This window comes from Lacrimispora algidixylanolytica (genome assembly GCF_003609635.1).
Lineage (GTDB): Bacteria > Bacillota > Clostridia > Lachnospirales > Lachnospiraceae > Lacrimispora > Lacrimispora algidixylanolytica.
On sequence record NZ_MCIA01000008.1, the window covers coordinates 157,259 to 172,079 of the forward strand.

Genomic DNA, 14,821 nt, shown 5'->3' on the forward strand with positions numbered 1-14,821 from the left:
ATGACTACTTTCTGTTATCGCTAAATGGTTATATGTAAATCCGCTATAATAATTAATAATAGGAGGCCTCTTATGAAATCCAGAGTTACTGCGCAAGATATTGCAGATCAATTAGGGTTATCCAGAAATACTGTTTCAAAAGCTTTTAACGGAACCGGTTCCATTTCTGACGAAACAAAAGATAGAATTTTAAATAAAGCGATAGAACTTGGTTATAGGCAATATGCTTATATGGATTCCAAGCCACTTAACGACCAAATACCAATATCGAAAGAGATTGCACTATTAACCTGCAATATGCCCAGCCCTTCCCATTTTGGTTTTCATCTATTATCAACCTTTGAAGCCGTAATCAGTAAATCAGGTTATCGACTGGCTATGTACATGGTACGGGAAGATGATATCGCAGCCATGAATTTTCCAATTAACTTTAGTCCAAATACAACAAGCGGTTTAATCTGCATGGAAATGTTTTCCGAAAGTTATAACCAGCTCATATGCAATTTAGGGCTCCCCACACTTTTTGTTGATACCTGTGTCATGAATCCAAAATCCCCTCTGAAGGCGGATATTTTATTAATGGAAAGCTACAATAGTGTTTATTCTATAACCAAAACATTGATTGATAACAACTATAAAAAAATAGGGTTTTTAGGAGATAAAAATCATTGTCTTTCTTTTCACGAACGTTGGCTGGGATATAGAAACGCTTTGATCGATTATGATCTTTCCTACGGCGAAGAATTTTGTATTCTAGATAAGGATTCCGCTCCCTACAGCGACAGCAATTGGCTCAGCATACGAATGAAAGATTTACAACAGCTTCCTCAGGCTTTTATCTGCTCCAATGACTATCAGGCAATCAATGCCATTAGGGCAATTAAACGTCTGGGTCTTTCGGTACCGGAAGATATTCTTATTGTGGGATTTGATGATTCACCAGAATCAAAAATTATAGAACCACATTTGACCACTGTCCATATTCCCAATAAGGAAATGGGGGAGATTGCAGCAAATCAGCTACTATCCAGAATTGAAGCCCCAGAATCTCCTTTTTATACCATTCACATACAGACTCAGATCAAGAAAAGAAGTTCTTCCGGAAACATTCATTTTTCAGAACAATAGAAAGCAACTCGTCCGTAAATTGCTCATAGGCGATTGCCATACGATGGATTAATGATATAAAAAATAGGGATAAAATCAGAACTGCCTAAGCAATTACTAATTTTATCCCTATTATATCAGGAGAAGCGTCATGAAACGCCGCTATCAGAGATCTCTTTTAACCGTTTCTCATTCACGATACTATATCCTTTTTCTTTGGCGATCAGCCCCTCATTACAAAACTTCTTCATGACATACAGCACATGGCGGTAGCTGACATTTAAATACTCCGATACATCTGTATGGGACAAATTGTATTTGCCGCCCTGCTGATGCTCTAGGATAAACGCTGCCAGTCTCTTTTCTAATGAATAGTTTAGATACTCACTCATGCGACCACTTCTTGCCATCAATTTTTTAGATATATAGGAAGCAAAATAAAAGGAAACCTCAGCCTCCTCTTTGCAAATTCTTCTCAATTCCCGCAGGTTAAACTCCAGGCAGACGGTCTCTTCTACCGCCTGATTTTCTTTAATATAATCCTCCTCACAAAACAGAGACAATTCTCCCAGCCAACTCCCGCCGCTGGCAAAATCAAGAATAGACCTTCTTCCATTTTCGTGATCGATATAAATTTTCACCGTACCCTTTAGAATAAGATAACAATTTCCAATGGCCTCACCAACACGAAAGATATGGTCTCCTTTTAAAAATCGCCGTTCCACTCCCAGGGCCCCTAACCGCTCCGGAAATCCGTTGTTGCCATCTTCAATCATATTTTTATCCTCAATGTGATATTTCTCATATTCAAGCTTACAGTCATATGGTATCATAAACCCGAGGTGAAAACAATGTACAAAAAAAATAGCACACGAGCAATCATATCCATTTTTTTCTTTATTTTATTCGGTTTTGGAGTATCACTACAATTAAAAGCATCCATCGGTCAAAGCGTACTTAACGCTCTTGCGGTCACACTCTCCTATGGCATTGAAATGAAAGTGGGAACCATCTTAAATGTGATCAATTCACTGTTCTTTCTTTTTTATCTGCTTTTAAGGCGAACGAAGTTAAATCAGTCTGATGCTATTCAAATTCTGGCTACCATACTAAACGGCTACATCATTAATTTCTTTCTGTATCAAACATTATCTTTCTGGACCCCTAACCATTACTACCAAAGAATCATACTCTATTTTACGGGACTGATTTTTGCTTCTATCAGCCTGGGAGGGGTGCTGGCAATTGGAATTATTAAATTTCCGCTGGAAAGCCTATGTCTTACCATCAGCGAAAAATACCATATGAATTTCAGCAAAATCCGCATGAGCTGTGACGTGATATTTTTAGCTGTTGCATTGCTCCTTACCTTCCTTATGAAATCTCCCCTGGAAGTCAGGGAAGGAACCGTTATCAGCATACTTTTATTGTCTCCTTTGTTAGGAGTATGCTATAATTACTATACTAAAATTTTCAGCCTGGAGGAATGACCCTATGTACCAGATATACTTACTTGACATTGACAATACATTACTTGACTTTGATGCCACTGAAATAAAGAGTTTTCGTACTCTTCTTAACTCCTACGAGATCTCTTATGAGGAGGAGTTATTCACTCAATATAAAAAGATCAACAAGAATTTCTGGGCCCTTCTTGAGCAGGGAAAGGTAGATAAAGATACCGTCCGGACAGGACGTTTTATCGAGTTTTTCGGTTCCTTAAATCTTTCTTATGATGCAGAAGAGGCAGAACGAAGATATCAAAGCTACTTAAGCGATGGAGCTGATATGATGCCGAACGCAAAGGAAACCCTGATCAACTTAAAAGAAGCTAACAAAAAAATATACTCCGCCTCAAACGGAGTATACGAAACCCAAGTCAAGCGATTAAAGACTGCTGGCCTTTACGATTATTTTGAAGAGATGTTTGTATCCGAAAAAATAGGGTTTGAAAAGCCAGATAGAAATTTCTTTGATTACTGTTTTGATCACATCAAAGACTTTGACCTGGGAAAGACCGTAATGGTTGGAGACAGTCTGACCTCAGACATTCAGGGTGCTATTAATTCGGGGATAGACTCTTGCTTTTACGATCCAAAAGGAGCCATCACCGCTGCGAAAGCCACTCACACCATCTCAGACCTAAATGAACTTCTATCCCTTTAGGGCAGGATAAAATCTACCCTCCAGGGCCAAGTATTGATCTAAGATCATCCGGCTTACTCTCGCCCCAAACAACGTGGCAGGGTGGGCCGGATAATACATGGCATCGGAAAACTCCTTATGAAACATAACAATCACATAAGGCCCATAAGGGGTGAATACAATGCCTCCATCATTTCTGCACCCATCCATGCTTCCGCTTTTAGAGGCAACGGTGAAAAGGATATCTTCCGTATTATCACTATCCATAAAATAGGGAGGAAAATCCTTAGTTATCATGCTATTGTAGTGTTGCTTTTTCAGTATCTCAAGCATCATTTGGTCCGCCTTAGGACTGATCAGTTCCCCCTTCGTCAATCGAATAAATATACTGGCATAATCTCTGGGGGTACTGGTTCCCAGCCTGTCATACTGATCAAAATGAATGGGGTTATGAAGTACCGTATCCATACAGCCAAGACCCTTGATACAGCGGTTGATGGTGGCAAGACCCAGATAATCAATCAGCATATTGGTGGCAATATTATCACTAACAATTATCATAAAGGTTGCCGCATCCTTAACCCGCAATCTGGCCCCTGGCTCTAATGCCAAAAGAACGCCACTTCCGTCCACTGAGTGCTCTTTCTTATACTCAATCATATCTTCAAGGCTAACAGTTCCCTTTTCTACTTCCTCAAACAGACATGCCAAAATAAGTGTCTTAATGGCACTGGCCGTTTCAAAGGTTTCCTCTGCCTTAATCTCTATGGTTGTTCCATGAAGATCATCCAAATAAATTCCCATGATTCCATCGTAGCTTTTAATCTCCGCTTCAATCCGTTTCTCCAATGTAAGTCTTCTATCCATAGTATCCTCCGTCTTTATCCCCTCGCTAGAATATGCTTCCTGACGCATACCAGCTTTCCGCCAAATCCGCTCTGTAATACGGAGAAGCAGGATCTAAGCTGTTGATTACCACGCCACTGTTTCCTATCTTTGCCGTGGATTGAATATAAGCACCATCTCCAAGATACATGGCAATATGTCCCGGAAAATACATCAAATCCCCGGGGAGCATGCTTTCCGTTGGAATTTGATGAACCGGAAACCCCTCTTCAATCTTAGCATCTCGGTAAATTAAGATTCCATTTAATAGATAGCTTTCTGAGGTGAGTCCAGAGCAATCAATCCCATTGGTAGATCTTCCTCCCCATCGGTACTGGGTTCCCATATATTCCAAAGCAGTTTCCATAACACCTTGCCGAAATGCCAACTCATCCACAATATCTATCTGAGGCAGGATCTCCGTCCACAGAAAAGACTGAGAAAACTCTTTCTCCCTTAAATACTGACTTCTTATGTATCCGCTCTCTCCAGTAAGAAGCTCTACCATAGTCCAACCATCTTTTTCTGTTTCCGGTTCCAATACCTTAATAAGAGTCCCTTTTGGAAGGCTGATCAGCCGTACTCCCTGAACCCTGGGTAAAGAAAGGATGTCTACATACCTCCCATTTACCACCATAAGCTCACTATCTTCATAGGCCTTCATTTGTTCCAAAGTAAGGAGCAATAAATCCTCCTGTCTTACAAAACCCGGGTAATTATAAAAGGTGACAACCGGATAAAATCCCTCCACTGGTTCCCCAGTAATCCTTACCCCCATTCCGTAAAGAAGCTCATCTCCAATAGCCGATACCGTTTCTTTTACCTTGTTCTTCTTTGATTCCTCCGGCTTATCCCATATGGTAACCACTGGCATCAAAGCCAATCCATATTGCTTCATGATTAACCTCCTAAGAGTTTCTTTTTGCTATCCCTCGTACATTCTCTTATATTCCCCTGCCTCCCTCTGGTTTGCAAGCACAAAATGACCAGGACGGACTTCCTGCCAGGTTGGTTTATCCTCTGAATAGTCATGAATCGCCGGGTCGTAGATAAAAAGCTTTTTCTCCTTTTCCCTTCTTGGATCCGGCATGGGAATGGCCGATAAAAGCGCCCTTGTATAAGGATGCATGGCATGAGCCACCAAATCCTCGGTTTCAGCCATCTCAACAATCTCTCCTTTACGAATCACTGCAATCCGGTCGGCAATAAACCGCATGACAGATAAATCATGGGCAATAAAAAGATAGGTGATCTGCCGTTTCTTTTGCATATCCCGAAGAAGGTTTAAAATTTGGGCCCTTATGGAGACATCCAAAGCTGAAATAGGTTCATCTGCAACAATAAAATCCGGTTTCATAATTAATGCTCTGGCAATACCGATCCTCTGTCTCTGACCCCCTGAAAATTCATGGGGAAAGCGAGAAGCAAATTCTGGTAAAAGTCCTACATCCATCAACGCCTGTTCCACCTGTTTTTTCCGTTCCCTTTCACCAATTCCATGCTCCAGGTTCAAAAGCCCCTCGCTGACAATATAATCAACCTTAGCCCTTTCATTTAGGGAAGCTAAGGGATCCTGGAAAATCATCTGAATCTCCCTCATCACCCTCTGGTCCAATTCCTGAGAAATGGTCCCGTTAATCTTTTCTCCTTTATAAAGAATGTCACCGTCTGAACTTTTTACGATTCGCATGATTGCCCGACCTATGGTGGTCTTCCCAGAACCAGATTCCCCCACTAGCCCAAAGGTCTCTCCCTTATAAATCTTAAAATTCACATTTTTAACTGCATTATATTGTTTCCGGTGCTCCCCAAAGGTCACATTTAAACCCTTTACATCCAATAATACTTCTCGTTTCATCAGAACAGACCTCCCTTTCTGATTTTCTCAACAATGGGAGGCAAAGTTACCTTTGGCGCCCGTTTATCCAACAACCAGGTTTTTGCCTTATGAGTGGGCGATACTTGAAAATAAGGAGGCCGTTTTACAAAGTCAATTTTTAATGCTTGGGGATTTCTATTTGCAAATGCATCTCCCTTTATATCCACATAAAGGCTGGGAGGCGTTCCAGGAATGGAAAAAAGATCACTTCCCTTTTGTCCTGCTTGAGGCAGAGAAGACAAAAGAGCCCAGGTATAAGGATGCTTTGGATCATAAAAAATCTCCTCACTGGTACCGATTTCCACAATATCCCCTGCATACATGACCGCCACCCGGTCGGCCATATTTGCAACCACTCCTAGATCATGAGTAATTAAAATCACGGAAAGATTGTATTTATGGCGCAGCTCCTTTAACAGATCAAGGATCTGGGCCTGAATTGTCACATCAAGTGCAGTAGTAGGCTCATCACAGACAAGAATTTTAGGATTACAAGCAATGGCAATAGCAATGACCACTCTCTGTCGCATCCCTCCGGAGAATTCATGAGGATACTGTTCAAACCTTTTTTCCGGCTCCTGGATCCCCACATCTTCCAAATGCTTAAGAGTCCTTTTAATGGCCTCCATACGCCCTACCTTCTGATGAAGAAGAACCGCCTCCATAATCTGGCTACCAATGGTCTTAAGAGGATTTAAACTAGTCATAGGGTCCTGCATAATCATAGCGATCTCATGCCCTCTGATCCTCCTCCAGTCACGTTCCCTGCTAATGGCGGTTAGATTCACTTCTCTTTCCTCTTCCCCGCCGAAGTAAACAATACTTCCTCCTGCCACATACCCATTTTTATCAAGGAGTCCCATAAAGGACTTGGTAAATACAGATTTCCCGCTCCCCGATTCCCCTACAATCGCGAGGATCTCCCCCTGATATAACTCCATGGAAACATCTCGAATCGCATGAAGCACCTTTCCCCTTAACTGAAAGCAAATATCCAGGTCAACAACCTCTAAAATCATTTCACGCTCCATCTCATACCTCCTTATACGTGATTTTTCGGATCAGCCGCATCAGAAAAAGCATTGCCGATGATGTAAAACGAAATAGTGACAAAGGAAAGAATGATCGTCGGATAAATAAGCTGATAACGAAGTGCCGCACTGGTAATCAACACCCGACCTTCATTAATAAGATTACCAAGGCTTGGAATATCTACAGGAAGCCCCAAACCAATGTATGTGATAAATACCTCATTTCCAATGGCAGCAGGAATGGTGAGGGCCATGCGAAGCATAATTACGGATACCAAATAGGGCAGCAGGTTCTTAACGATAATCCGCCCCGTTGGCGTCCCCAAACAGCGACTGGCAACGTTATAATCCCTGTCTCTTATAATCAGGATCTGATTTCTTATAAACCTCGCCATCTGAATCCACCCCGTCAGGCACATAGCAAAGACAAGGGTTTGAACGCTGGGCTTTAAGATATAGGAAATCAAGATGAGTATAATGGTATTTGGTATGTTATCAATAATATTATAAATTTCTGTAAGGATAAAATCCACCTTTCTAACATATCCCCAGATCACACCTACTGAGATTCCAATAATCGCTTCTGCAATCGTCACCAAAATCCCGATAAGAAGGGAAGTCCTGGTACCTGCCCAAATTCTGGCCCAGAGATCTTGACCAATGGAATTGGTACCCAAGAGAAACACCTTCCCAGGCGGCACATTACGGTAATGCATCCCATTGGCATCATTTAATATCTTGTTGGGATCATACTGCCCTGGCAAATAAGGCTGAATAAAAGTAAAGATAAGCAAAAGGATCAAAAATACCAAAAGAACCACTGCTCCCCGGTTCTTAAAAAAAGCCTGAATCGTACTCTTCCAATAGGAATAATTGCTGTATCCAGTTCTCTCAGCTTCCTCTTCCTTAAATTCAGCAAACGTGAACAGATCTGATTCTTTCATGTGATCCATAAGCTGGGATTCCTTTGCATGGCGATAAGAAAATTGCTTCATCATCTATCACCCTCTTTCCTTCCAAGGCTGATTCTAGGATCCAGCATGACCATGAGTATATCCCCAAATAATAGCCCTAAAACTCCAACGCAAGCATATAAAAGCACAATACCCTGAACCATCGCATTGTCATGTTTTTTAATTACCATCACAAGCAATCCCCCCATTCCAGGAATGCTATATAAGGATTCTATGTAAATGGACCCGATTACCGTATTTAAAAATGCCGTAGGTATGTACTGAACCAAAGGAACAAAAGCATTTCGGAAAATATGTTTAAACATTATCTCACCCTCAGACAACCCCTTTGCCTTTGCAAGCTTCACATAATCTCTGTTGCTTTCATCCACCATATAACGCCTCAACCACATACCATAAAATGCAACATTTCCAAGAGACATGGAAAATACCGGAAGTAACCAGTACTTAGGATCCTCCATCTTAAACAACAAGCCAACATCTAAAAGACTGCTTCCATAAAGCTGAAGGTAGAGATAATAAACCGCAGCCGGTACCGCCTGAATACATACAATAAATAATGTTCCAAGCCGGTCAGGCCACCGGTACTGATATCTCGCCATCACGGCCCCCAATGGAAGTCCTATCACAAGAGAGAGAACCATCGACCACAATCCCAACTTAATGGAGACAGGTACCTTATCCGCCAAAATCCGAGAAACTGATACATTAGTCCGGTAAATCCTTGACACTCCAAGATCACCATGAAGCAGATCATTAAAAAAGCGAAGAATCTGTGCCGGGAGAGGATCTGTCAGCCCCATCTCCTTAAGCCCTACTTGAATCTGTTGAGGTGTCATCTTATCAAAGTTCTGAAAATATCCCTCAATCGGCATAAAACGAAGCAGGCAGAACACCACCGTTAGTATTACCGCTAGGGTAAGAAAGGAACGTGCAATTCGTTTTGCTAAATATTTTACCATCAGTTTTCAGTCTCCTTTGTCCTCCAAAATAAAAATACTCTCTAAAAAAGACGTAAGTAATTCTACCTCTATCTTAGACGGTATTTTTCCGCCGGATCAAACCATGCTTTGATCCGGCGTATGAATTTTCCCTTTATTTCAGATTTTTCTGTTTGTTTGACTTATATTCCTCCATAGAAACGTATTGATCCAACAGGTGCTGACCTTTATACCTTAAATTTGACACCCCAAAAGGTGCATACTGCCCGTCAAACACATTCAGTTTCGTTGCCACATATTTGCTAACTGAGATACTATAAGGCAGGACAAATGCATGGTTGATAAGACTTGCTTCTGCTTTGGCAAATGCCTCATACCTGGCATTGATATCTACCTTCATTCCCTTTGCCACATCTACAAGATCAAAATACTCCTTCGCAGCCTCTGCAGAAGGGGTCCCTTCTTCTATGGTCTTTGCGATATTCCCATATTTGTATCCAAGATCATAGCCCCCATCTCCTTTTGACTGGTAAAATGGATCTGTCCAGGTTTCCGGATCTGCATAATCAGCTCCCCAGTTGCATTTCATGAGAGCAAACTTCCCGCCTCTTCGCACTTCTGTTAAAAATCCATCTGCAGGGCCAGCCTCCACCACAACATCAATAAAATCAGTTCCAAGAAGAACTTCCATCTGTTGCTTCACTACCTGGCACTCTTTATCCCAGTTAATTTCAGAGGGATTATAAGGCATTAAAACTTTAACTGGGAACGTTACTCCCAAAGCCGAAAGCTCTTTCATTGCCAGATCCTTATACCCTCTTGCCTTCGCCTCATCAAACGTCGGTTCAAGAGTCTTCATACTTCCAACCGTGGTATAATCCACACCTTCCGCATTAAAGGTAAAGTCAGGAGGAGTAATAGAACGAATCACAAAATCATCTGGATTTGAAGGCTCAATTACCGCTACTTCCTTTGCTTTATTCAGACCGTAAAACAATGTCTTTCTAAAGTTTTCATTATTCACTGCCTTTCTCCAATTGTCTGGCTCATACTGAGCATCAAACTGGGGATTAAAATTAAAGCAATAAAAATAGGAATAACTGGTTTTAGGCCTTTCCCTGCTGACCAGATTCTTTGTATCCTCACCCTTTAACCAATCATCAAGAATATCGGCTGAAATCTCTGCGTAATCAATCTCTCCACGCTTTACCATTTCCGGCCCGATGGTATTATATTCTGCATTATAAATCTCCTGAATCTCGTCTATGTAAACAGAATCCGCATCATAATTTAATGGATTCTTTTTCAACACATGTTTTTCCTGAGGTGAATATTCCTCCAAATAATAAGCGCCATTGTAATACATTTTATCTGCCCCAGTGCCAAATTCCTTCCCCAATGATTCAAGCTGTGGCCCATAGGCGGGCATATAAACAATGTAAGCAAGAGAAGATAGGAAGTAAGGAACCTCCTTATCAAGAGTATAGGTAAGTGTATGGGAATCCACTGCCTTAACCCCAACCGTAGAGAAATCCACTGTCTCCCACACGTTTCCTTCCTTATCTGGTCCCCCTTTGTAGACTTGACCATTGTAATAATTCTCTGCACTAGCGATAATACCGAACAGGTTCTGCACGTTTGCACTCTCATTTTCCGGAGACAATTGATACTTCATGGCATCCACAAAATCCTGCGCTGTGACCTCTCCCACCTCAGCTCCCGTATGGTCCACCCACTTGGCTTCCCGAAGCTTAAAGGTCCAGGTAAGGGAAGCATCGTCAAAGCTCCATTGTGTAGCAAGCCCTGGTTTAATCTGCCCCTTGCTGTCATATTCCACAAGAGTATCAATACAATTTGCCCCAATCTTGTAGTCGCCTTCCGAGGACGAGACAAGATAATTCAAAGTCGATGCTTCCGCCCCATATAATTTTGTATACACCGCTCCATCTTTGCTCGCTCCCCCTTTAGACCCGCTTTCTTCCTTTCCTGCCCCCTCTTTCACTGTCTGCTTTGAGCTGCATCCACTAAATACTATGGAAACTGCAAGAACGGTACCTAAGGCGGCTGCCAACATTCCCTTTTTCTTCATTCCTTAACCTCCTTGTCTTCTAATATATATTCACCCTGAAACAGATTCATCAACCAGGTAATCCTCTGTATTTCAGGTTGATTTTCAATATCTAACCAATCCTTTTTTCTATCTACCAGCAAAATCACTTGGCTATTTACTATTATATTCTCCAACATACTAAGCATATTTTCGAGTATTCTTAAAGTAATTGGGCGTTTTTTTATTATTTTCTTATCATATTTTTATCCTTTACTTATCACATTTTTACCATTTACTTATCACATTTTTACCATTTACTTATCACATTTTTACCATTTACTTATCACATTTTTACTATTTACTTATCATCTTTTTATCCTTTACACATCATGTTTTTATCCTTTACACATCATGTTTTTATCCTTTACTTATCATTTTTTATCCTTTACATATCATCCTTTTATCCTTTACATGTCATCCTTTTATCCTTTATTTATCATATTTTTATCATTACTTGATTCATATTTTAATACTCTTACCTATTTATTAAGCACCTGATAAAGCTCCAAAGAAATATCAGCCATTAGTCTTTCTAAACGGGGAGTATCCGTCTCATTACCGCAGAAACATACGATAAAAGGAACTTTTCCATAAATAATACCCACATCATGGCTAATGCCTATATCTTCCCCTGTCTTATGGGCAATTTCTAGTCTTTCGGAAACCGCTTTTAAGTAAAACGGTATCTTACCTGCAAGCTGCTGATTTTTCATAATGGATAACATGGTATCACTGGCACGCCTGCTGACTAAAGTACCTTCAAACATCATTTTCAGCAACTTACCTATCTCGCCCGCCGTAATATAATTCTGTATTCCCAACTTAGAACTCACTAAATCAAACATTTTCCGATTAAGTACTGTTCTTTCAAATCCTAACTCAACGATTGTACGGTTAATTACATCAAACCCTATAAAATCAATCAAAACATTAGTAGCCGTATTATCACTAAAGATAATCATCAATGTCACTAAATCCATAAGCGTCACCTGAATTTGTTCATGAAGATAGGTAAGTGCTCCACAGGATGGCACACATTCCTCTCTCTTTATTTCAAACATCTTATCCAAAGGAAATGAGTTTCGTTCCACTCCTTCAAAAACAGAAACCATAACAAACAACTTGATCACACTAGCCGCCATCATAGTCTCATGCTCTCTATAACCAATTGATTCCCCTGTATCAAGATTCTCAAAATAAAAGCTTATTTTTCCCGGGAGTGGCTCTAACCGTTTTATTATTTCAATTTGCATCCCCATAAAATCCCTCCACTATGGATGTAAGACCATCTGATATAAAAAAAGAGGCACTGGACCAATTGTCTGCAGCTACCTCGTCGCGTCTGAATTTAAATTAACTTACTCTTATTTTTAGTATAATAAAATTAACAAAAAAATCAAGTAGTTTTTATCGCAAGTGCATCATCTGATTAAAAAATATTGTTTTTACTTGATTTATCAAGTATTTTTTCATATTAACCTACTCTTAGTATAAGTTTACGTAATAGAATTGAAATCAATGAATAAAAATACCCACAAAAAAAGAACAGTTTTCATAATTAATCAAACTGTTCTTTTCCATGCGCCGGACAAGATTTGAACTCGCGGCCTTCTGGTCCGTAGCCAGACGCTCTATCCAGCTGAGCTACCAGCGCATCCTCTTGCAATTGCTACTATACACCTGTTTTATTTATTTGTAAAGCTTGATTCCTATGAATCAAAATTCTTACAGATCAAACTATATTCTTACCAATCATATCAAGAACCCACTGAGGTGCTAACTGTGGTAGTTCCGTACCATTTTGTTTCGCCTTTTTATAAGCATCAATCGTACGTCTTCTCTCCAACTCATAAGCCATCTTTTCTTCAGCCATATCAAGTATTTGTTCAATATAAGCGCATGGAATCACACACACTCCATCAGAGTCACCTACCACCAGATCACCCGGACAAACTCTGATACCGCCGCAGGTAATTTCTGTATTTACATTTCCCTCTTCCTTTTTAATAGGCCCATTTGGCATAAATCCCCTGCTGTACACAGGAAAGCCAAGCTCAATATTTCCATCTCTATCTCTAGTGTATCCATCTATCACCATTCCCTGAAAGCCCACCGCCTGGCATGCCCCCATAATAAGATCGCCGAAATATGCCTTATGAGAATATCCTTTGCCATCAATCACCATAATATATCCCTCAGAAGGAGTACTGTAGCTAGCCAAATGAATTGGAAAGTTATCACCCTCCCTAGTCTCCACCGTCAAGGCGGTACCAACCATAGTCATCCCCCGATCCACTGGCATAATCCCAGCATCCATACAACCACAGTTAGGAATATCTAAACCACTCTTTTTCACCCCATCACATAATAGTGCAACGCCAAGGTTTCCGGCCCTATCCAGATATTTTTTCTCAATTAGTTCCGCACAATTGTTAATCATAACGGTTCTCCCTTATCATTCGTTTTAAATTCAATTATTAATGGACTTAATTCACTTTTTAATCAGTTTAGGTACAACAGAAGAGACTAGCAATCGTTGGAATCTTAAAATCTTCTCTATTTCTATAAGCGCAGATTCTATGGTTCAAATTAAAGGAATAAGTCCTTTGTCAAATTACGGCAAGTATAACACAAAAAAAACACCCTGTACAGGATGCCTTCTATGTGAATTAATGATTTCATTAAATATATCCAGAATATGTTATCAACTCCCGCAATTCTTTACAAGTACGCATTGTCCACTGCTATAACTTGTCTAAAATGCTAACCCGTTGTTATGAATACTTTAACTTGCATATCTAGTCTTATAAAGTATCAATTACATTTCACTTAGACATATATTACTTAATTCTATATCCTTTAAGCCATTCATAGGCCTCATTATAACCATAAAAAAAATAACGTGATTATCTTTATTGTTATCCTTATATGCCTTTACAATTCAGGAATCACTAAGAACCAATGCAAAAGAGAGACATTCTTTAAAGAACGTCTCTCTTTTGTTGACCCTTGTAACCAAAGGTGCTTGTACGTGCGTGAGAAGATTCGAACTCCCGACCCCTTGGTCCGTAGCCAAGTGCTCTATCCAGCTGAGCTACACACACATATTCACTTAGTTGCCTTATTAGGCAAATGCCGGCGACCGGAATCGAACCGGTACGGGCGATTAAGCCCGCAGGATTTTAAGTCCTGTGCGTCTGCCAGTTCCGCCACGCCGGCATTCTCATGATTTCTCATGGAAATGGGACCTATAGGGCTCGAACCTATGACCCTCTGCTTGTAAGGCAGATGCTCTCCCAGCTGAGCTAAGATCCCATAAACAATTTAGTAAACAATACGTCTACCCGCTGAATTACAAACTCTGTATCTGCATACAGAACGACCCGGATGGGACTCGAACCCACGACCTCCGCCGTGACAGGGCGGCGCTCTAACCAACTGAGCCACCAGGCCAGATTATCAAATACTTAGTTCAGTGTTAGTGGACCTTCGGGGACTCGAACCCGGGACCGACCGGTTATGAGCCGGTTGCTCTAACCAACTGAGCTAAAGGTCCTAAACATAATAATCTGATATATATATTTAGTTAAACAAAAGCCGATGATCGGACTCGAACCGATAACCTGCTGATTACAAATCAGCTGCTCTGCCAATTGAGCCACATCGGCATTTCAATGACCCCAACGAGATTCGAACTCGTGTTACCGCCGTGAAAGGGCGATGTCTTAACCGCTTGACCATGGGGCCAA

The 14,821-nt window shown here is 40.7% G+C and carries 13 protein-coding genes and 8 tRNA genes; 3 read left to right on the top strand and 18 right to left on the bottom strand.

Features of this window, described 5'->3' with window-relative positions; all coding sequences use genetic code 11:
• Positions 1-72 precede the first annotated feature (72 nt).
• The gene (locus BET01_RS07215; protein WP_243117147.1) at positions 73-1,128 is read left to right on the top strand and encodes a LacI family DNA-binding transcriptional regulator; all 1,056 of its coding nucleotides are present in this window, start codon (positions 73-75) and stop codon (positions 1,126-1,128) included.
• 128 nt (positions 1,129-1,256) lie between these two features.
• On the opposite strand, the gene BET01_RS07220 is transcribed toward BET01_RS07215, so the two are convergent.
• Positions 1,257-1,883 (bottom strand): cyclic nucleotide-binding domain-containing protein, encoded by a 627-nt coding sequence (locus BET01_RS07220; protein WP_120196137.1) that lies wholly within the window; start codon positions 1,881-1,883, stop codon positions 1,257-1,259.
• A gap of 75 nt (positions 1,884-1,958) precedes the next feature.
• Between BET01_RS07220 and BET01_RS07225 the strand changes: the two genes are divergently transcribed.
• Together BET01_RS07225 and BET01_RS07230 are read left to right on the top strand one after the other, a co-directional pair.
• Positions 1,959-2,597 (top strand): hypothetical protein, encoded by a 639-nt coding sequence (locus tag BET01_RS07225; protein WP_120196138.1) that lies wholly within the window; start codon positions 1,959-1,961, stop codon positions 2,595-2,597.
• A 4-nt stretch (positions 2,598-2,601) separates the two neighbouring features.
• The gene (locus BET01_RS07230; RefSeq protein WP_120196139.1) at positions 2,602-3,273 is read left to right on the top strand and encodes a YjjG family noncanonical pyrimidine nucleotidase; all 672 of its coding nucleotides are present in this window, start codon (positions 2,602-2,604) and stop codon (positions 3,271-3,273) included.
• Here BET01_RS07230 and BET01_RS07235 read toward each other — a convergent pair.
• The 17 genes from BET01_RS07235 to BET01_RS07315 all read right to left on the bottom strand — a co-directional run bounded on the left by BET01_RS07235 (position 3,262) and on the right by BET01_RS07315 (position 14,819).
• A complete protein-coding gene (locus BET01_RS07235; RefSeq protein ID WP_120196156.1) occupies positions 3,262-4,119 on the bottom strand; it encodes a serine hydrolase in 858 nt (285 codons plus the stop codon). The genes BET01_RS07230 and BET01_RS07235 overlap by 12 nt on opposite strands.
• A gap of 25 nt (positions 4,120-4,144) precedes the next feature.
• Positions 4,145-5,035 carry a C40 family peptidase gene (locus BET01_RS07240; RefSeq protein ID WP_120196140.1) on the bottom strand — a complete coding sequence of 297 codons (891 nt, stop codon included), beginning with the start codon at positions 5,033-5,035 and terminating at the stop codon, positions 4,145-4,147.
• Positions 5,036-5,062: 27 nt separating this feature from the next.
• Complete coding sequence (locus BET01_RS07245) at positions 5,063-5,995, bottom strand: ATP-binding cassette domain-containing protein (RefSeq protein ID WP_120196141.1); 933 nt, start codon at positions 5,993-5,995, stop codon at positions 5,063-5,065.
• Positions 5,995-7,047 carry an ABC transporter ATP-binding protein gene (locus BET01_RS07250; protein ID WP_120196142.1) on the bottom strand — a complete coding sequence of 351 codons (1,053 nt, stop codon included), beginning with the start codon at positions 7,045-7,047 and terminating at the stop codon, positions 5,995-5,997. The genes BET01_RS07245 and BET01_RS07250 overlap by 1 nt, the downstream gene beginning before the upstream one ends.
• Positions 7,048-7,058: 11 nt before the next feature.
• Positions 7,059-8,045 carry an ABC transporter permease gene (locus BET01_RS07255; protein ID WP_120196143.1) on the bottom strand — a complete coding sequence of 329 codons (987 nt, stop codon included), beginning with the start codon at positions 8,043-8,045 and terminating at the stop codon, positions 7,059-7,061.
• On the bottom strand, positions 8,042-8,983 hold the full coding sequence (locus tag BET01_RS07260) for an ABC transporter permease (protein WP_120196144.1): 942 nt from the start codon (positions 8,981-8,983) through the stop codon (positions 8,042-8,044). The genes BET01_RS07255 and BET01_RS07260 overlap by 4 nt, the downstream gene beginning before the upstream one ends.
• Positions 8,984-9,116: 133 nt before the next feature.
• Positions 9,117-11,051: a peptide ABC transporter substrate-binding protein gene (locus tag BET01_RS07265; RefSeq protein ID WP_120196145.1), complete on the bottom strand. Its 1,935-nt coding sequence runs from the start codon at positions 11,049-11,051 to the stop codon at positions 9,117-9,119.
• Positions 11,052-11,551: 500 nt separating this feature from the next.
• Entirely contained in the window at positions 11,552-12,331 is a 780-nt protein-coding gene (locus tag BET01_RS07270; protein WP_243117148.1) for a serine hydrolase, read from the bottom strand.
• Positions 12,332-12,652: 321 nt separating this feature from the next.
• Positions 12,653-12,726: transfer RNA gene (locus tag BET01_RS07275), tRNA-Arg, on the bottom strand.
• Between the two features lie 78 nt (positions 12,727-12,804).
• Positions 12,805-13,512, bottom strand: a complete 708-nt coding sequence (locus BET01_RS07280; protein WP_120196146.1) for an RraA family protein — start codon at positions 13,510-13,512, stop codon at positions 12,805-12,807.
• A 590-nt stretch (positions 13,513-14,102) separates the two neighbouring features.
• Positions 14,103-14,176, bottom strand: a tRNA-Arg gene (locus tag BET01_RS07285).
• 29 nt (positions 14,177-14,205) lie between these two features.
• Positions 14,206-14,291 (bottom strand) — tRNA-Leu (locus BET01_RS07290).
• Positions 14,292-14,314: 23 nt separating this feature from the next.
• Positions 14,315-14,387: transfer RNA gene (locus tag BET01_RS07295), tRNA-Val, on the bottom strand.
• Positions 14,388-14,451: 64 nt separating this feature from the next.
• Positions 14,452-14,525: transfer RNA gene (locus BET01_RS07300), tRNA-Asp, on the bottom strand.
• Between the two features lie 29 nt (positions 14,526-14,554).
• Positions 14,555-14,628, bottom strand: a tRNA-Ile gene (locus BET01_RS07305).
• Positions 14,629-14,667: 39 nt separating this feature from the next.
• A tRNA-Thr gene (locus tag BET01_RS07310) sits at positions 14,668-14,740 on the bottom strand.
• Between the two features lie 7 nt (positions 14,741-14,747).
• A tRNA-Glu gene (locus tag BET01_RS07315) sits at positions 14,748-14,819 on the bottom strand.
• Between the last annotated feature and the right edge of the window lie 2 nt (positions 14,820-14,821).